18 protein-coding genes, 1 tRNA gene and 1 other RNA gene are annotated in these 17,786 nt (G+C 42.6%); 17 read left to right on the plus strand and 3 right to left on the minus strand.

Translation table 11 applies throughout. The features are described from left to right. Positions 1-147: 147 nt before the first annotated feature. Positions 148-459: a heavy-metal-associated domain-containing protein gene (locus B9Y89_RS02890; RefSeq protein ID WP_176222078.1), complete on the minus strand. Its 312-nt coding sequence runs from the start codon at positions 457-459 to the stop codon at positions 148-150. Positions 460-668: 209 nt separating this feature from the next. Between B9Y89_RS02890 and B9Y89_RS02895 the strand changes: the two genes are divergently transcribed. The 14 genes from B9Y89_RS02895 to ssrA all read left to right on the plus strand — a co-directional run bounded on the left by B9Y89_RS02895 (position 669) and on the right by ssrA (position 14,353). Further along, positions 669-742 (plus strand) — tRNA-Arg (locus B9Y89_RS02895). Positions 743-983: 241 nt separating this feature from the next. Next, positions 984-2,294, plus strand: coding sequence for an RNA polymerase factor sigma-54 (gene rpoN, locus B9Y89_RS02900; protein ID WP_085521340.1), 1,311 nt, complete (start codon positions 984-986; stop codon positions 2,292-2,294). A 3-nt stretch (positions 2,295-2,297) separates the two neighbouring features. Beyond that, positions 2,298-2,555, plus strand: a complete 258-nt coding sequence (locus B9Y89_RS19530) for a glutaredoxin family protein (protein WP_085521342.1) — start codon at positions 2,298-2,300, stop codon at positions 2,553-2,555. 86 nt (positions 2,556-2,641) lie between these two features. Beyond that, positions 2,642-3,664 carry a sugar-binding transcriptional regulator gene (locus B9Y89_RS02910; RefSeq protein ID WP_085521344.1) on the plus strand — a complete coding sequence of 341 codons (1,023 nt, stop codon included), beginning with the start codon at positions 2,642-2,644 and terminating at the stop codon, positions 3,662-3,664. Positions 3,665-3,698: 34 nt separating this feature from the next. Continuing rightward, positions 3,699-4,700 carry a type I glyceraldehyde-3-phosphate dehydrogenase gene (gene gap, locus B9Y89_RS02915; protein ID WP_085521346.1) on the plus strand — a complete coding sequence of 334 codons (1,002 nt, stop codon included), beginning with the start codon at positions 3,699-3,701 and terminating at the stop codon, positions 4,698-4,700. A gap of 84 nt (positions 4,701-4,784) precedes the next feature. Then, on the plus strand, positions 4,785-5,972 hold the full coding sequence (locus tag B9Y89_RS02920) for a phosphoglycerate kinase (RefSeq protein WP_085521348.1): 1,188 nt from the start codon (positions 4,785-4,787) through the stop codon (positions 5,970-5,972). A 92-nt stretch (positions 5,973-6,064) separates the two neighbouring features. Further along, the gene (gene tpiA, locus B9Y89_RS02925) at positions 6,065-6,829 is read left to right on the plus strand and encodes a triose-phosphate isomerase (protein WP_085521350.1); all 765 of its coding nucleotides are present in this window, start codon (positions 6,065-6,067) and stop codon (positions 6,827-6,829) included. Continuing rightward, positions 6,819-8,366 carry a 2,3-bisphosphoglycerate-independent phosphoglycerate mutase gene (gpmI, locus tag B9Y89_RS02930; RefSeq protein WP_085521352.1) on the plus strand — a complete coding sequence of 516 codons (1,548 nt, stop codon included), beginning with the start codon at positions 6,819-6,821 and terminating at the stop codon, positions 8,364-8,366. The genes tpiA and gpmI overlap by 11 nt, the downstream gene beginning before the upstream one ends. 5 nt (positions 8,367-8,371) lie before the next feature. Continuing rightward, the gene (gene eno / locus B9Y89_RS02935; protein ID WP_085521354.1) at positions 8,372-9,658 is read left to right on the plus strand and encodes a phosphopyruvate hydratase; all 1,287 of its coding nucleotides are present in this window, start codon (positions 8,372-8,374) and stop codon (positions 9,656-9,658) included. A gap of 117 nt (positions 9,659-9,775) precedes the next feature. Next, positions 9,776-10,006 carry a preprotein translocase subunit SecG gene (gene secG / locus B9Y89_RS02940; RefSeq protein WP_085521356.1) on the plus strand — a complete coding sequence of 77 codons (231 nt, stop codon included), beginning with the start codon at positions 9,776-9,778 and terminating at the stop codon, positions 10,004-10,006. A gap of 206 nt (positions 10,007-10,212) precedes the next feature. Further along, complete coding sequence (locus tag B9Y89_RS02945) at positions 10,213-10,965, plus strand: alpha/beta hydrolase (protein WP_303393578.1); 753 nt, start codon at positions 10,213-10,215, stop codon at positions 10,963-10,965. A gap of 11 nt (positions 10,966-10,976) precedes the next feature. Next, positions 10,977-13,268, plus strand: coding sequence for a ribonuclease R (gene rnr, locus B9Y89_RS02950; protein WP_176222079.1), 2,292 nt, complete (start codon positions 10,977-10,979; stop codon positions 13,266-13,268). Between the two features lie 121 nt (positions 13,269-13,389). Further along, positions 13,390-13,866 carry an SsrA-binding protein SmpB gene (smpB, locus tag B9Y89_RS02955; protein WP_085521362.1) on the plus strand — a complete coding sequence of 159 codons (477 nt, stop codon included), beginning with the start codon at positions 13,390-13,392 and terminating at the stop codon, positions 13,864-13,866. 123 nt (positions 13,867-13,989) lie between these two features. Next, positions 13,990-14,353: a transfer-messenger RNA gene (gene ssrA / locus B9Y89_RS02960) on the plus strand. Positions 14,354-14,471: 118 nt separating this feature from the next. Here ssrA and B9Y89_RS02965 read toward each other — a convergent pair. Both B9Y89_RS02965 and B9Y89_RS02970 read right to left on the minus strand, forming a co-directional pair. Continuing rightward, positions 14,472-15,605: a tyrosine-type recombinase/integrase gene (locus B9Y89_RS02965; RefSeq protein WP_085521364.1), complete on the minus strand. Its 1,134-nt coding sequence runs from the start codon at positions 15,603-15,605 to the stop codon at positions 14,472-14,474. A gap of 22 nt (positions 15,606-15,627) precedes the next feature. Further along, a complete protein-coding gene (locus B9Y89_RS02970) occupies positions 15,628-16,290 on the minus strand; it encodes a LexA family protein (RefSeq protein ID WP_085521366.1) in 663 nt (220 codons plus the stop codon). A gap of 157 nt (positions 16,291-16,447) precedes the next feature. Here B9Y89_RS02970 and B9Y89_RS02975 point away from each other — a divergent pair, with 157 nt between their 5' ends. From B9Y89_RS02975 to B9Y89_RS02985, 3 genes are all read left to right on the plus strand, one after another. After that, positions 16,448-16,714, plus strand: coding sequence for a helix-turn-helix domain-containing protein (locus tag B9Y89_RS02975; protein WP_217807167.1), 267 nt, complete (start codon positions 16,448-16,450; stop codon positions 16,712-16,714). Continuing rightward, on the plus strand, positions 16,707-16,937 hold the full coding sequence (locus tag B9Y89_RS02980; protein ID WP_085521370.1) for a DUF771 domain-containing protein: 231 nt from the start codon (positions 16,707-16,709) through the stop codon (positions 16,935-16,937). Before B9Y89_RS02975 ends, B9Y89_RS02980 begins: the two co-directional genes overlap by 8 nt. A 113-nt stretch (positions 16,938-17,050) precedes the next feature. Further along, positions 17,051-17,710: a Rha family transcriptional regulator gene (locus tag B9Y89_RS02985; RefSeq protein WP_085521372.1), complete on the plus strand. Its 660-nt coding sequence runs from the start codon at positions 17,051-17,053 to the stop codon at positions 17,708-17,710. Positions 17,711-17,786 lie beyond the last annotated feature (76 nt).

Consider the following 17,786-nt stretch of genomic DNA (forward strand, 5'->3'; position numbering starts at 1 on the left):
ATGACTTCATCATACATTAAAGGTCAAAAAAGGTCAAATGAAAATGCATGGCGATTTCTATGACCATTTTACCCTTTGCTCAGGAATTTAAAACAAAAGGTGGATTGATCCACTCTTAACAAACAAGCGCCCATAAGCGCTTGTTTGTTATTGAATGTCTCCAGGATTAAATCCAGCGGCTTCCAGTGCTTGAACAATCCATTCAGGCTGCATAGAATGAGGGTTGAATGTTACTGATATCGCTTGTTCATCTTCATTTAACTTGTAGTCTTTAATGCCAATCATTTTACCTAAGGCGGCTTCTGCCTTTGACATACACTGCTTACAATCAAGGTTGACACTGGTAATCACCGCATGATTGTCACTTTTAGCTTCAGTACTAGTGTCATTATTAACGAAAAAAATGCCAAAGGCAAGCACAATGGCGCTTACTATAAGAACGGCATAATGTTTTCTCATGTCAATCCTCCATGTTCTATGATTTTGTCTTAGTTTTTCATGAGACATGCATCTCTATTCATAGAACCACAGTGAGTCGTTGCCTGACTGTCTTGCAGATAAAAACAATTTAGCAATTAACCCTTGACTTTACATAGGCATTTGTCGTATACTATTCATTGCGCGTGAGACAGAGATTGTCTTCATCAAACATTTGAAGCAATATATATGCGCTCGTAGCTCAGTTGGATAGAGCTGTGGATTCCGGTTCCACGTGCCGGGGGTTCGAATCCTCCCGAGCGCACTATTTAATAATAATGATTGAAGAAAGCCCTTTTGTAATCTTATTACAGAAGGGCTTTTTTATGCTTTACTCTTTGATTGGAGAGGAAGGCGTGAGACGCCTGCGGCCGGAAATCAACAATCACGTTTAACGGAGCCTTTTTAACAAAAGGGTGTTAAAATTATCCTTTCAATGATTCTTAATATTTACCATGGCATTCCTTTATGTAAGCGCTTATAATTTTATTTAGAGGGTGATAACCATGGCGTTAGAATTAGTTCAAACGCAAGAGCAACAATTAAAAATGACCCCGGCGCTTTTTCAGGCCATTACATTGTTACAATATAACCACCAAGAGCTAACGGAATATATTGAGGAACGAGCGCTTGATAATCCGCTGATAGAACTTGAACGTCCATTTGATCGGTATGAACAGCCAATACCGTCTGGAGGGTGGGATCGAACAGCGGATAGTCGGACGGATATCCTTGAAGCAACGGTGTCCAATCAGCAAAACTTTCGAGAAGATTTATCGGCACAAGTTCGCCTTCTGTCACTGTCCGGCGCTGTACGGAGAACGGTTCAATATTTAATTGAAGCATTGAATGAGTCGGGGTATCTTATGATGAGTGAGTCGGAATTATCATCGATGTTGGATGAAGATGAAGCGACGATTGACCAAGCGATAGATATATTGCAGTCTTTGCATCCCGCCGGTATAGGTGCTCGGGGCTTGACGGAGTGTCTACTTTTACAATTAAGAGCTCAAGGTCATGATGAATCACTGGCCGCTTGTATTTTACAGACCCAACCTGAAGTATTTGTTAATGGCGATTGGGAACATGTCAAAAATCAATTGAATGTCACGGATGCGGCCTTGACAGCGGCGATTGAACAGATTCGCGCATTAAACCCAACACCCATCCAAGACTCAGTCAAAGAAGATGATTATATTGTCCCCGAATTGACGATACGTAAAAACGGACCCAAGTATGAAGTGTTCTTAGATCAAGATGATTTACCGGTCATCCATATTGATAATGATTACTATCAGCAAATGCAAAAATACGAAGGAGCTACGGCGAAGTATATTAATCAAAAGTACCAGGAGGTTCTATCGTTACGCCAAGCGATTTTGCAGCGGAAACAAACGATGTCATCTATCGCTCAGACCTTTATTCATTATCAGGACGCCTTTTTAGATTACGGACGTTTCTATCTAAAACCAATGACACTTAAATCCGTTGCCGAAACAATTGGTGTCCATGAATCAACTGTCAGTCGGGCGGTGAAACATAAATATATTCAAACGCCCCAAGGCGTGTTCGAATTTAAACAATTGTTCGTGCGCGGAGGACCAAAAGATTCGACAGGTGAGGCGACACCTTATAAAATAAAACAATGGATTAAAAGGATGATTGATGATGAAAATACGTCACAACCTTATTCGGATCAGAAGTTAAGCGAATTATTGGCTCAACAACAGAGTATCAATCTTTCACGAAGGGCTGTCGCTAAATATCGGAAGACAATCGGTATTCCATCATCAACACGTAGGAAGAAAGGTGAGTAAGCTGTGTCCTCACGAATTGAAATTTACACACAACCGGACTGTCCGTTATGTGACGAAGCGAAAGAAAAGCTCGCGTTTGTCTGCAACAGCTTCAATCTTACTTTTAGTGAGATTGATATACATAACCAGGACTCATTATTGGAAGCCTACTTAATAAGGGTTCCAGTTATAAAAATTAATGGTCATGAAATCGCGGAAGGTAACGTTTACATGCATGAAATTGAAGATTCGGTGAAGAAGTTTTGTTTTGAAAATGGGTGAACGTTTGATATAATAATTTTTGGAGAGATCGGGACACCGATTGACTTAGTTGGGACTTTTTCTGTCCAATGGAAATGGAGGATGCTATGGACGACTTAATCAATGTTCAACAAAAACTTGTACCTGACATGCTCGAAGTCATGACAAGTCGGTATCGCGTCCTCCAATCGATCAGATTTCTTCAGCCGATTGGCCGGCGAACGCTTGCGTCTAACCTTGGTGTGACAGAGCGGGTGCTCCGAGGTGAAGTCACATTTCTGCATGAACAGGGTTTAATCGACATGTCATCCAGTGGTATGCGTCTCACTCAAGAAGGGGATCGCTTAATACATACTTTGGATGATGTGATAAGCGATGTATCAGGTCGTGCCGAATTGGAGAAACAATTAGAGAAGCAACTTGGAGCAACTGACGTTGTTGTCATTCCTGGTGACAGTGATCATCAACCTTGGGTTAAGACAGAACTTGGGTTAGCTTGTGTCAAGGTGATGCAAGACTATGCGGAAGCGGAAACGATCATTGGGGTCACAGGAGGCACGACACTCGCGGCAGTCGCTGATGTCATGCGTCCGTTCAAAAATAATGTTAAGCCCTTGTTTATTTCTGCTCGAGGCGGTCTTGGTGAACAGGCCGAGAATCAGGCTAATACCATTTGTACGAAAATGGCCTATAAGGCGGATGGCCATTACCGGTTGTTGCATGTTCCTGATCAAGTGAGTGAGGAATCTTATCAAATCATGACTGCAGAACCTAGTATTCATGAAGTTCTGCAATTGATTGATTCAGCCGGGATGATTGTCCATGGTATTGGTGACGCTAAAACAATGGCTGAACGCCGGCGTTCCAGTGAGGTTTTGCTTAAGAAAATTCATCAAGAGAGAGCTGTCGCTGAAGCGTTTGGTTACTATTTTAATCGGGACGGGGAAGTTGTCCACAAAGTCAAAACGATCGGTCTACAGTTGGAAAATATCTATGAAAATCGGACGGTTATCGCTGTTGCCGGCGGCCATTCGAAAGCACAAGCTATACAAGCGTATTACCAACAAGGACCAAGCTCGATTCTCATTACCGATGAAGGTGCAGCCCGAGGTATATTGAACGCTGAGTAATATTTCAAGATACATTCTGAGGAGGAGAATATTTATGGCAGTTAAAGTAGGAATTAATGGTTTTGGTCGTATTGGTCGTAATGTATTTCGCGCAGCTCTTAAGAATCCAGAAGTCGACGTTGTAGCGGTGAACGACCTTACTGACGCTAACATGTTGGCTCATTTGCTCCAGTACGACACCGTTCATGGCAAATTGGATGAAGAAGTGACTGTTAATAACGACAATCTCGTTGTTGGTGGCAAAGAAGTCAAAGTTCTTTCTGAACGGAATCCAGTTGATCTCGGTTGGGGTGACCTTGGTATTGACATTGTCGTTGAATCGACAGGTCGTTTCACACAACGCGATGACGCAGCTAAACACCTTGAAGCAGGTGCGAAAAAAGTTGTCATTTCCGCGCCGGCCAAACAAGAAGACATTACGGTTGTTATGGGTGTTAATGAAGATCAGTACGATGCATCCAAGCACGATGTTATTTCCAATGCTTCTTGCACAACGAACTGCTTGGCCCCGGTTGCCAAAGTGCTTAACGAGAAATTCGGGATCAAACGCGGCCTTATGACAACCGTTCACTCATTTACAAATGACCAACAAATCCTTGATTTGCCGCATAAAGATTATCGCCGTGCCCGTGCTGCCAGCGAAAATCTTATTCCGACAACAACAGGTGCAGCACAAGCTGTTTCCCTTGTATTGCCTGAACTTGATGGCAAGCTAAACGGCATGGCTATGCGTGTTCCTACAGCGAACGTATCGACGATTGACCTTGTTGCTGAACTAGATAAAACGGTAACGCGTGATGACATCAACGCTGCTCTTAAAGAAGCGGCTGAAGGTGAACTTAAAGGTGTACTTGGTTATAGTGAAGAACCCCTTGTATCAAAAGACTATAACGGTAACCAACTTTCATCCGTTGTTGACGCGATCTCAACAATGGTGTTAGAAGATAACATGGTTAAAGTGATTTCATGGTATGATAACGAAACAGGTTACTCCAACCGTGTTGTTGACCTTGTTGATTACATCGCAAGCAAATAATGTTTATAACTGTGTGTTTAAAGAGGGGGCCAGAGTGCTTCCTCTTTAAGCATGGCTTATTTTTGTGTATTGGGAGGCCCAACTATGAATAAAAAAACGATGCGGGATATTGATCTAACCGATCAGACCGTCTTTTGCCGTGTCGACTTTAATGTCCCATTAGAGGATGGGGTGATAACGGATGATACGCGAATTCGAGCAGCTGTTCCAACGATCCAGTATATGGTGGAACAAGGAGCTAAAATTATTTTAGCGTCACATCTCGGTCGTCCGAACGGCGAAGTTGTTGATGAACTTAGACTTGATCCTGTAGCTAAGCGTCTTAGTGATCTGCTTGGCGAATCAGTCTATAAAACGGACGAGGTCATCGGTGAGGAAGTCGATAAGGCGGTGTCCAACTTAGAATCCGGCGATGTATTACTCATTGAAAATGTGCGTTTTCACCCTGGAGAGAAGAAAAATGATGCTCAATTAGCCGAAGCCTTTGCTGAATTAGCGGATGTTTTTGTCAATGATGCTTTTGGGGCAGCACACCGGGCTCATGCTTCTACCGCGGGTATCGCCGATCATCTTCCAGCGGTTGCCGGCTTCTTATTGGAAAGAGAAATCAATATTATTGGTAAAGCATTGGCAGACCCTGATCGACCGTTCACAGCCATCATCGGTGGTGCTAAGGTTAGTGACAAAATCGGTGTGATTGATAATTTAATCGATAAAGTCGATAACTTGATTATTGGCGGTGGCCTTGCTTACACCTTTATTAAGGCTCAAGGTTATGAAATCGGTAAGTCTTTACTTGAGAAAGACCGGGTTGAAGACGCCAAGGCTTTTATGCAAAAAGCAAAAGATCAGGGCGTCAATTTCTACCTAGCTGAGGACGCTGTTGTCGGCGATGATTTTTCTAATGATGCCCATACAAAGATTGTCTCAATTGATGAGATTCCAGCTGATTGGGAAGCGATGGACATTGGCCCCAAAACTCGGGAAACTTTTACGAAAGTGATCAAGGATTCCAAGCTCGTTATGTGGAATGGTCCAATGGGCGTTTTTGAGCTCGAACCTTTTGCAGGAGGAACCAGGGCGGTTGGTGAAGCACTCGCCAATGCTGATGACACATACACCATAATTGGCGGCGGTGACTCCGCAGCGGCTGTAGAGAAATTTGGTTACGTAGAGGACATGGACCATATTTCAACCGGCGGTGGAGCCTCTCTAGAGCTCATGGAAGGAAAAACACTACCGGGCATTGCCATTCTTAGCGATAAAGAATAGGAGCACTTCCCCGCTTCGCTAAGTACACGATATTAGTTTAGCAGGGAAGTCAATGCGACGTAGCAAAAAAATAGTTAAGGGAGGAGACTAACGTGCGTAAGCCTATTATTGCTGCTAATTGGAAGATGAATAAGACGATTCAGGAGGCCCATCAGTTTGTTCAAGAAACAAAAGGGCTGTTACCTGATAAAAGCCAGGCAGATGCTTTGATCTGTGCTCCGTCTCTATTTTTAGATGCGTTAGTTGATCAAACGGAGGATATGGATTTTGGTATCGGTGCGCAAAATATGTATTTTGAAGAAAGCGGCGCCTTTACCGGTGAGATCAGTCCGGTGATGTTAGAAGATTTGGGTGTGAGTGCTGTCATTATTGGTCACTCGGAACGCCGTGATATTTTCCAAGAAACAGATGAGATCGTTAATAAGAAAGTTCATGCGGCTTTCAGTCATAACCTGTTGCCCATTGTTTGTGTGGGTGAATCCGATGAACAACGTGAAAATAACGAAACAAATGCGGTTGTAAAAAGACAACTCACTAAGGGTCTAGAAGGATTGACTAAGGAGCAAGCGGGACAAGTCGTGATTGCCTACGAACCGATTTGGGCGATTGGTACAGGGAAGTCAGCTACGGCTGATGATGCCAATGCTGTGTGCCGTGTGATTCGCGAAGACATCAGCGAGATGTTTGGACAAGATGTTGCTGATGCGGTTCGTATCCAATATGGCGGTAGTGTCAAACCGAATAACATCGATACTTTCATGCAGCAACCGGATATTGATGGTGCACTTGTTGGTGGTGCGAGTCTCGATCCGAAATCGTTCTTGCAATTATTGGAGGCTGCCAGTCATGGCGAATAAAATTCCTCATGCATTAATCATTTTAGATGGATACGGCGAACGCAATGAAACCTACGGCAATGCTGTAGCGCAAGCGAATACGCCTAATTTTGATCGGCTTTGGGATCAATATCCTCATGCGACGCTAAGAGCAGACGGCAAAAATGTCGGTCTTCCCGAGGGTCAAATGGGGAATTCTGAAGTTGGGCACATGAATATTGGTGCGGGCCGTGTGGTTTATCAAAGCTTAACCCGTGTGAATATGTCGATCGAGTCGGGTGACTTTTTTGACAAAGATACTTTCTTGGAAGCGATCCGGACAGCTAAGGAAAAAGGCTCTAAGCTGCACATCTTTGGTTTGCTGTCAGATGGCGGTGTTCACAGTCATATTGACCATATGTTCGCATTGTTGAAGCTTGCAGGTATGGAAGACCTTGAGCAAGTATATATTCATGGCTTTCTTGATGGGCGAGATGTTGGTCCGAAAACAGCGAAACAATACATTGAACGGACACAAAATAAGATTAAAGAATATGGCGTAGGTAAAATTGCCACACTTTCAGGCCGCTATTATGCGATGGATCGCGACAATCGTTGGGACCGGATTGAAAAAGCTTACCGGGCGATTGTATACGGTGAAGGTTCTGAGTATAACGATCCATATGAAGTTGTCGATGATTCTTATAACAACGATATCTATGATGAGTTTGTGTTGCCGTCTGTCATTCAGGAAGATGGTGAACCAGTGGCTACAGTGAATGATGGCGACGCCGTGATTTTCTTCAATTTCCGTCCAGACCGGGCGATTCAAATTTCACAAGTGTTTACAAACGAAGACTTCCGCGGTTTTGACCGGGGTGAACAGTGGCCTGAAGACATCCACTTTGTCTGCTTGACTCACTTTAGTGAAACCGTTGAAGGAAATGTTGCGTTTAAACCGACGGACCTTGATAATACCGTAGGCGAAGTGTTAGCCCAAAATGATCTGACACAACTGCGGATTGCTGAGACGGAAAAATATCCGCACGTCACGTTTTTCTTCAGTGGTGGCCGTGAAGAAGAGTTCCCAGGTGAAGAACGAATCTTGATTAACTCTCCTAAAGTCGCAACGTATGATCTGAAGCCGGAAATGAGTGTTTATGAAGTCACCGATGCGTTGCTTGGTGAAATCAATCAAGATAAATTTGATGCGATTATTTTAAACTTTGCCAACCCAGATATGGTCGGGCATTCCGGAATGCTTGAACCAACCATCAAAGCTGTTGAAGCGGTTGACGAATGTTTAGGTAGAGTCGTTGATACCATTTTAGAGAAAGACGGAAAGGCGATTATTACCGCTGATCACGGTAATTCGGATGAAGTCTTAAATGAAGATGGTTCACCACAAACGGCTCATACAACAAATCCGGTTCCAGTGATGGTCGCAGGACAAACGGAACCCTTGCGTACAGATGGAATCTTAGCCGATTTATCGCCAACCTTACTTGACCTTTTACACGTTAATAAGCCGAAAGAAATGGGCGGCAATACCTTAATTAAACATAACGAAGAGGAGTGAAGATCATGTCATACATTATTGATGTATATGCCCGCGAAGTTTTGGATTCACGCGGGAACCCAACTGTAGAAGTTGAGGTTGAATTGGAATCCGGTGCCCTCGGTACGGCTCTCGTTCCGAGCGGGGCTTCAACTGGTGAATATGAAGCTGTTGAATTGCGCGATGGGGACAAAGAACGCTTTTTAGGTAAAGGGGTTCTTAACGCCGTAGAAAACGTTAATACGCTCATCGCCCCAGAACTTGTTGGATTTGATGCGCTTGACCAAGTAGCGATTGACCGCGCACTCATCCAGTTAGATGGAACAGAGAATAAAGGAAAATTAGGTGCTAATGCTATTTTAGGTGTCTCCATGGCTATTGCTGACGCTGCAGCAGCATTTCTTGGTCTACCGCTCTACCGTTACCTCGGTGGATTTAATGGTAAAAAGCTACCGGTACCGATGATGAATATCTTGAACGGCGGCGAGCATGCTGATAACAACGTTGATTTCCAAGAATTCATGATTATGCCAGTTGGCGCTGACAACTTTAAAGAGGGCTTGCGCATGGGTGCGGAAATTTTCCATAACCTGAAGAAAGTCCTTAATGAAAAAGGCCTAAACACCGCTGTTGGTGATGAAGGTGGCTTTGCTCCAGACTTAGGATCGAATGAAGAAGCTTTACAGACCATTGTCACAGCGATTGAAAAAGCCGGATACAAGCCTGGCGATCAAGTGAAGTTGGCGATGGATGTTGCCTCTTCAGAAATCTATCAAGATGGTCAATATCATCTGAAAGGTGAAGGTGTCAGCAAATCATCTGATGAAATGATTGATTTCTATCGTCAACTGCTTGATAAATATCCAATTGTTTCAATCGAGGATGGCCTTGATGAAAACGATTGGGAAGGCTGGCAAAAACTTACCCAAGCCCTAGGTGACCGCGTGCAGCTCGTCGGTGATGATTTGTTTGTCACGAACACGAACAAACTCGCTTACGGAATTGAAAAAGGTGTCGGCAACTCCATTTTAGTTAAAGTTAACCAAATTGGAACATTGACGGAAACGTTTGACGCCATTGAAATGGCCCAACAAGCTGGATATACAGCGATTATTTCCCACCGTTCTGGTGAGACGGAAGATACGACGATTGCTGATATTGCCGTCGCAACCAATGCCGGTCAAATTAAAACGGGTGCGCCTTCACGGACCGACCGTGTTGCAAAATATAACCAACTGTTGCGGATTTCCGATATGCTTGGTGAATCGGCTCGATTTGCTGGTGAACAAGCCTTCTATAATTTAAATAAGTAATGCTACGGCGAACCGGGCTGCTCAAGGGCAGTCCGGTTTTTCTTAAACGATTGCCACTGTGATTGCATTATGTTACATTTAAAATATCGTGTTTCAAGACACAGGAGGTGGAGTTCTGTGCATACATTATTGACAATTCTATTGATGATAGCAGCACTCGGTATTATAACCATCGTTTTATTGCAGTCAGGTAAGAGTGAAGGACTTTCCGGTGCCATCACGGGCGGTGCTGAGCAACTCTTTGGCAAACAAAAAGCTCGCGGTATAGATAAGGTCTTACATCGGACAACCGTTATTTTGTCAATTGTGTTCTTTGTTAGCGCGTTCTTACTTGCGTTTTATGTTTAAAAATTGAGTGAGTTTTGAAAGTTGGAGTCAAGCGCTAGCTTGGCTCTTTCTATTTGTTTTTGAGTGATGTCACCGTCATAATTTAAATTCCGGTGAGTCATTCTAGGAGTAGCGATAGAGAGCACTTCCCCGCTTCGCTAAGCACCACCATATCATTTTAGCAGGGAAGTCAATCGACATTGTAATAATGATAGTAGGGAGAGATTATGATGAAAATTGTACCACCAAAACCATTTACATTTGAAGCAGGCCCCCGAGCTGTATTGCTATTACATGGATTTACGGGCAATTCAGCGGATGTTCGCATGTTAGGGCGCTTTTTGCAAGAAAGAGGTTATACAAGCCATGCACCGCATTTGACCGGTCACGGTGTTCCCCCTGAGGCATTATTGGATGCTGATCCGGAGCAATGGTGGGCAGACGTACAAAATGCTTATCAACATTTGCAAGATCTTGGTTACAAGGAAATCGCAGTAGGTGGATTGTCACTTGGTGGTGTATATTCATTAAAATGTGGTTACAATTTACCTGTAAAGGGAATTGTAACAATGTGTGCGCCATCAAGTGCTAATACATCAGAAAATATTTATGAAGGTGTTTTAAAGTACGCGCGTGAGTGGAAACAAAGAGAAGGGAAATCCAAGGAACAAGTGGAAGAGGAAATGGAGGTTTTTTATAACACCTCCGTGGATCAACTGGTGAAAACAAAAGAGGTCATTAATGAAGTACGGGACAATATTGATATGATTTATGCACCGGCCTTCATTGCTCAGGCAACGCATGATGACATGATTGATCCACAAAGTGCCACATTTATTTATGAATCACTTGAATCAGAACACAAAAATCTAAAATGGTATGACGATTCACCGCATGTCATTACTTTTGGAGACGAGAAAGAACAGCTTCATCAAGATATCTATGAATTTCTTGAAGAGCTTGATTGGACCGTCTCTTAACGATAGGAGGTATGCTCGTGGAAGGCGACATTAAGCAGCAAGCACTTGATTATTTAAGAGATGAATCGGAAAAGCCGTTGAGTGTCAATGAATTAGAAGAAACATTGGAGCTTTCTGATGCCGATGGGTTTAAGGCGTTAATGAAAGCTTTGAACGAATTAGAGGACAATGGTCAGGTGATCCGGACTCGCAGCAACCGCTACGGTGTTCCGGAAAAAATGAATTTGCTTCGCGGGAAAATTCAGGCCCATGCCAAAGGGTTTGCTTTCTTAATCCCGGATGAAGGTGACGTTTATGATGATGTCTACATTCCCCAAGGTGAGTTGAATGGGGCGATGAATAAGGATATCGTTTTAATTCGTGTGAACCAGGATGCGAAAGGTGGCGGACGCCCTGAAGGGACCGTGGTTCGCATTGTTGAACGCGGCAATTCCAAGGTCGTCGGTACATATGATGATAACAATCATTTCGGCTTTGTGATTCCCGATGATCAAAAAATCCCTTCGGATATTTTTATTCCGAAAAATTCGATTAACGGGGCCGTGGACGGACACAAGGTAGTTGTTGAGATCACAAAATATCCGGAAGGCCGCAAGAATGCGGAAGGTGCTATTGTTCACATTCTCGGTCATAAGAATGATCCAGGTATCGATATCCTTTCGATCATTCACAAGCATGGTATTCCTACCGATTTTCCGGACGAGGTGATGGATGAAGCCAAGGCGGCCCCAAGTGAGATTGATCCTGCAGAAATTGAAGGGCGACGGGATTTACGTGATGAGACGATTGTCACCATCGATGGTGCTGATGCTAAAGACTTGGATGATGCGGTTCATGTTGTCAAATTAGACAACGGCAACTATAAATTGGGCGTTCATATCGCTGACGTCACCTATTATGTCGAAGAAGATTCAGCCTTAGATAAAGAAGCTTATGAGCGAGGCAATAGTACCTATTTAGTGGACCGTGTTATTCCTATGATACCGCATCGGCTATCCAATGGTATTTGTAGTTTGAATCCGAATGTTGATCGGTTAACATTATCATGTGAAATGGAAATCACGCCGGAAGGACAAGTCATTGATCACGACATTTTTCCGAGTGTCATTAACACGACAGAGCGCATGACCTATACCGATGTGCGCAAAATTCTGCTTAAAGAAGATGACGAGGTTATCGAAAGGTATAAGACATTGGTTCCGTTCTTTGAGACTATGGGTGAACTGGCTAATATCCTAACGGAAAAACGACGTTTGCGTGGCGCGGTTGACTTCGATTTTAAAGAAGCTAAAGTGTTAGTTGATGATGAAGGTCATCCGACAGATGTTGCTTTACGTGAGCGTTCCGTTGCTGAGCGGCTAATTGAAGAATTCATGTTAGCTGCGAATGAAACGGTCGCCGAACATTTTCATTGGATGGATCTTCCGTTTATTTATCGGATACACGAGGAGCCGAATCCTGATAAGCTATCCACTTTCTATAATTTCGCTGTTAACTTCGGTTATGTCGTTAAGGGCAGTCTTGAGAGTATTCATCCGCGCACGCTGCAGGCTTTGCTTGAAGAAGTCAAGGATGAACCCGAAGAACCGATTATCAGTACAGTTATGTTGCGGTCGATGCAGCAAGCTAAGTATTACGAGGAAAGTTTGGGTCACTTTGGATTGGCGACGGATTTCTACACGCACTTCACGTCACCGATTCGTCGTTATCCTGACTTAATTGTGCATCGATTAATTCGTAAATATTTGATTGAAAAACGACAAGATGCAAGTGTCCAAAAGCATTGGGCGAACAAGCTACCTGATATCGCGCAACATTCATCAGAAACGGAACGTCGATCTGTTGATGCGGAACGGGAAACCGATGATTTGAAAAAAGCTGAATTCATGAAGGATCAAGTCGGTGAAACGTTTGACGGAATGATTAGCGGTGTGACAAGCTTTGGCTTGTTTGTTGAGCTGCCGAATACGATTGAAGGTCTCGTCCACATCAGTTATTTGACCGATGATTATTATCACTACAGTCAAGAACATATGGCATTGATTGGTGAGCGTACAGGCAACGTCTTTCGAATCGGTGATGAAGTCACTGTCCAAGTGATGAGTGTTAGCACAGAAGAGCGCCGTATTGACTTTGAGATTTCTGGGATGCAAAAACCAGAACGCACACGCAAAGCACGGCCGAAAGTGATTACGGATAAACATTCAGGAGCAAATGATAAGAAGAAAAAAGACAAAAAGAAAAAAGGGAAAGACCAGCCGTTCTATGAGGGTGCTAAAAGGAAGAAAAAGCGTAAGAAATAAGTATCCGGGAGTGTCTGCTAGGGCACTCTCCGATTGACTCATCATCGCCTCTTGGTCTTTTTCGCTTTTTTTGATACACTTTTGTATTACAGATAGAAAGAAGGATTAAGGGGGGAGAGAAATGGCCAAGAACACAACTGAAGGACGACTCGCAGCCCAAAACCGGCGCGCAAGGCATGATTATTTTATTGAAGAGACATTTGAAGCTGGGCTTGTTCTGCAAGGGACGGAGATCAAGTCGATCCGCAAAGGTTCGGTCAGCATTAAGGAAGCATTTGGTCGTGTGGATGGCGGCGAGGTATTCATTGATAACATGAATATTTCACCTTATGAACAAGGCAACCGCTATAATCATGACCCTATACGTAAACGTAAGCTGTTGCTTAATCGTAAGCAAATCAGCACGATTATCGGTAAAACTCAGCAAGCAGGGTATGCGCTTGTCCCGCTGAAATTGTATATTAAAAACGGGTACGCGAAGCTGTTAGTCGGTATCGGTAAAGGTAAGAAGAAATATGATAAACGTGCCGATGAGAAGAAAAAATCCGCGAAGCGGCAAATGGAGAAAGCGGTTCGTCGTGAAGAGAAGGGCATGTAGTTTTGGATCCATTGAGACTTGATTTTTAATCACTTCAGTGTTATGATATATATTGTGACGTTGATAACACAGTAACTAATTAAATAAATATCGGTTCATTTCCGATGTCTTCTTTAAAATCAAGGGGACGTTCCGGATTCGACAGGGGCAGATCGGATTTGAGTTGCGAGTCGAGTCGGCGCGCTCGTAAAAAACGCCAACGCCTATAAATGGCAAAGAAGATAACGATTACGCTCTAGCTGCTGCATAGTAGCTAAGCGGTTCCTGCCTGACATCGCCCGTGTGTCAGTCTGCAGGAACTCACACTAAGCGGGATACGCCAGCGGCCCACCGCCTGAGGGCAGCTGGAAGAGATCAAACAGGCTAGCGGGACGGACGCCCGTCGATAGGCAGATGTCACCGCGAAACGCTAATATATCGACTACGCTCGTAGAAGCTTAAATTGCGATGTCTCTGGACGTGGGTTCAACTCCCACCGTCTCCATACCAACAATCTGGAACAAACAGATTAAAAGTCCAAGAATGTTGATGTGACAACGTTTTTGGGCTTTTTATTATTGTGTATAATACTAAACAATCCGATACTTTAGGAAAATTTTTTGCATTTATTTTGCATTGTATAGTTCCTCCATCGTGTTGTCTACTTGGCGTGATTCCATTTGCTCCATTTCATCAATGATATGGGAATAAGTTTGTAATGTGGTCACAATATCTTTATGACCAAGTCGTCGAGATAGATACTTTACGTTAACACGTTTATATAAAAGCATTGAAGCGTGGGTGTGTCGTAGGGAATGACATGTGATCTTTGTTACGTTGACTTTTTGGCATAAGTTTCTAAGTGTTTTATTTACGGCGCTGTTGCTAACTAATTCCATTTTGCTGTTTGCAAAGACGAGATTTTTAGTATTACGTAATCCGGTGGCCACCGCATTCTTATTTTGTTGCTTTTTGAGATCATCTAAAATGTTCAGAGTTTCCTCGTCGATCGTGATAGTCCGTTTTGAAGAATAATTCTTTGTATTGCTAAAATTATTTGTATACTTTGAATCCCATGTCTTATTTATTTTGATTTTATGATTAACGAAGTCCACGCAATCCCAAGTCATACCGATAATTTCAGAAAATCGACAACCCGTTGCCAAGCCAAACAAAATTATGTATCGCGAAATGTAGCGAGGTTGAAGATTACTCATTAATTCTAATATCAATCTTTTTGATTCACCGTAACTGAGATATTTTAAATCTTCATTTTTAGGTGCGACTTTTCCAACAGCAACCGCCTTATATGTCGGATCCTTGAAAATAACCTCGTCCTGTATAGCATCTCGTAAACACGCTCGCATATATGTATGATGTTTTTTGACGGATGCAGTGGCGTGAGTTTCACCATAATCATTGAGCGCCTGTTGATACATATTCCTTGTAAGATCTTTTAGCTTTACTCCCACGAATTTTTCTTCTGCAAATTCTACAGCGCGCCTTATGTCACCGTCGTTGTCAGGTCCTTTTTTCCCTTTACGATAGAGGTCATACCAATCACGAAAATATTCCGGAAAGAAGCGTTCGGCTGCCCTAATGTCATATCCTTTATTAAGTCTCTGTTCCATTTCAGATGCGGCAATTTTCGCTTCTCCCTTGGTCCTAAAGCCGTTTTCGCTTTTGGTTGAATACTTGCCGTTGGCTTTATATGATATTCGGTACTGCCACCCTGATTTAAGTTTTTTGAAGCTTGCCATGATATGATACCACCTTCTCTTTCTAATCCAATGTAACTGAATACCAAATAACCTTGGCATAAATCTTCAAATCGTTGGAAGTGTTATAAGGAATGACGATATCTCTAAACCTTCGATTGTGCGACTCAGGGCTGAAGACAATCTCGTCATTTTCTTCATCCTTCCATACGCGCTTCATGCTGTATTCGTTACTGTAACTGAAGATTACAATATCATCATCTTTAATTTCAGATTGCTCGATAGGTTTTGCAACAACGTAGGAGCTGTCTGGTATGATTTTGTTCATACTCTCTCCATTGACCTTCATTGCGAATAATTGGTTGTTATATTTGTGTTTGCCAAGAAGTTCTCTATTTATATGAAGATGTTCCACGTTTTTCTCTGTTACAGTTTCGACAGTTGCAAGCGCACCTGCTGCAATATCTCCAAAAAGAGGAATATATTTTGCTGTGTCCGGTTGTTTATCATCTAAATCTGTGAGAAGATCCGATTTATTGACTTGGAAATGTTCACTAAGTCTTTCAATTGCGCCAGCACGTGGCATTTTCTTCGCATTCTCCCAATCAGAAATGGTTGATTGAGCAACGTTCAAATCGTTTGCTAAATCAACAGTTGTTTCGTTTTTTATGTCCCGTAATCTTTTCAAATTCTCCGCAAAAATTTCTCTTACATCACGATTCGTCATTAATTTTCTCCCCTGTCACATTTTCTGTATTTGATTATATCGCTTTGAGACTGGTTTTTAAAGCATTTTTATAAAAAAATATCGCAAAAAGCAAATTTAACACTTGTAATATCGTTTTTAGCGATATATAATATCATTAAGAAAGGAGATGAACATATTGACCGTACCCATTTACTTGAAAATGACTTTGCCTGCATTAAGGGTAAGAATGGATATGAATCAGGATGAAGCGGCAAAGGAACTAGGTATTACAAGAGATACTCTCCGTAGATGGGAAAAGAACCCAACAAAAATACCATACGGATATATGGAAAAGTTTTCTGAGCTATACTTCATTCCTTTAGACTATATTTTTTTTGACAGCAATATCGCTTTTAGCGATAAAGTAAAAAAAGAATATGTTGGAGGGATTTATGATGGATAAATTGTGGTGGTCAATGCAGGATCTAAAACAACAGACAGGCCGCGGAGAAGATTGGTTGAAAGAAAACATTCTCCTTCGGCCTAGTTACAAAAAGATACTCGACATTGACCGAGGTGGGTTTGTTTATTATCCGGATCGCAAGGGTGATCCGTGGTGCTTTATCGCATCTAGGATGAGCGAATTTTTAGAACAACACTTTGCTGAAATTTTTATGGGGAGGTGAATTGTAATGAAATGCGATGGATGTAATAGAAATGGCGGATATTTCGACGGTGATATTTGCTTAGGGGTTTGTGTTGATTGTGATGGAAAAGGTGAAAGGAGGTAAGTTGTTAAATGAATGAATTAGTATTTGTCAAAAATGATGAAGCGGTAACCGATAGTTTGACGGTGGCTGGATCTTTTGGAAAACGACATTCCGATGTTTTAAGAGACATCAAAATTCTTGAGTGTAGCAATGATTTTGCTGAACGCAATTTTGCGTTGAGTGAATACAACGATAAAACAGGCCGTGCGCTCCCTAAATATTATATCAAACAAGATGGATTCACCTTTTTAGTTATGGGCTATACCGGTAAGAAAGCGGCTGAGTTCAAGGAAAAATACATCAATGAGTTTCGCAGGATGGAAAAGCAATTGAACCAACCACAGCCATTAAGCGAACGTGATCAGCTGATATCAGCTATGAAGTTATCAATAGAATCAAATGAGCGAATGGACGGTATTGAGGAAGAAGTAGGGGAACTGAAAACTCGTTTTGATAACGAATTAACGCTAAACCATGGACAAGCAACCACGTTGAATCATGCGATCAAAAAGCGTATTGAGAAACTGTTTAGCGATGGAGTCATGGGCACTCTTGATACAAAACATCAAATGTATTCTCACATCCACAGTCAATTAAGACGTGCTTTTCAGGCACCAACATATAGGGAAGTTAAGCGTGTTGATTATGACGATGCCATTCAGTGGGTGAGCGTTTGGCGTCCTTTATAAATCCAATCTATCAATCTACGAAAGGAGGTTATCGGAATGGAAGACAACGGAGATCGTTGGTATCACTTTGTCATTG

The sequence above is a fragment of the Tuberibacillus sp. Marseille-P3662 genome (genome assembly GCF_900178005.1).
Taxonomy (GTDB): domain Bacteria; phylum Bacillota; class Bacilli; order Bacillales; family Sporolactobacillaceae; genus Marseille-P3662.

Bases quoted from the DNA above. Each gene is read 5' to 3' on its own strand.
- B9Y89_RS02890 (WP_176222078.1), bottom strand. From the start codon at position 459: ATGAGAAAACATTATGCCGTTCTTATAGTAAGCGCCATTGTGCTTGCC.
- rpoN (WP_085521340.1), top strand. From the start codon at position 984: ATGGCGTTAGAATTAGTTCAAACGCAAGAGCAACAATTAAAAATGACC.
- B9Y89_RS02910 (WP_085521344.1), top strand. From the start codon at position 2,642: ATGGACGACTTAATCAATGTTCAACAAAAACTTGTACCTGACATGCTC.
- gap (WP_085521346.1), top strand. From the start codon at position 3,699: ATGGCAGTTAAAGTAGGAATTAATGGTTTTGGTCGTATTGGTCGTAAT.
- B9Y89_RS02920 (WP_085521348.1), top strand. From the start codon at position 4,785: ATGAATAAAAAAACGATGCGGGATATTGATCTAACCGATCAGACCGTC.
- gpmI (WP_085521352.1), top strand. From the start codon at position 6,819: ATGGCGAATAAAATTCCTCATGCATTAATCATTTTAGATGGATACGGC.
- eno (WP_085521354.1), top strand. From the start codon at position 8,372: ATGTCATACATTATTGATGTATATGCCCGCGAAGTTTTGGATTCACGC.
- B9Y89_RS02945 (WP_303393578.1), top strand. From the start codon at position 10,213: ATGATGAAAATTGTACCACCAAAACCATTTACATTTGAAGCAGGCCCC.
- rnr (WP_176222079.1), top strand. From the start codon at position 10,977: ATGCTCGTGGAAGGCGACATTAAGCAGCAAGCACTTGATTATTTAAGA.
- smpB (WP_085521362.1), top strand. From the start codon at position 13,390: ATGGCCAAGAACACAACTGAAGGACGACTCGCAGCCCAAAACCGGCGC.
- B9Y89_RS02965 (WP_085521364.1), bottom strand. From the start codon at position 15,605: ATGGCAAGCTTCAAAAAACTTAAATCAGGGTGGCAGTACCGAATATCA.
- B9Y89_RS02970 (WP_085521366.1), bottom strand. From the start codon at position 16,290: ATGACGAATCGTGATGTAAGAGAAATTTTTGCGGAGAATTTGAAAAGA.
- B9Y89_RS02980 (WP_085521370.1), top strand. From the start codon at position 16,707: ATGGATAAATTGTGGTGGTCAATGCAGGATCTAAAACAACAGACAGGC.
- B9Y89_RS02985 (WP_085521372.1), top strand. From the start codon at position 17,051: ATGAATGAATTAGTATTTGTCAAAAATGATGAAGCGGTAACCGATAGT.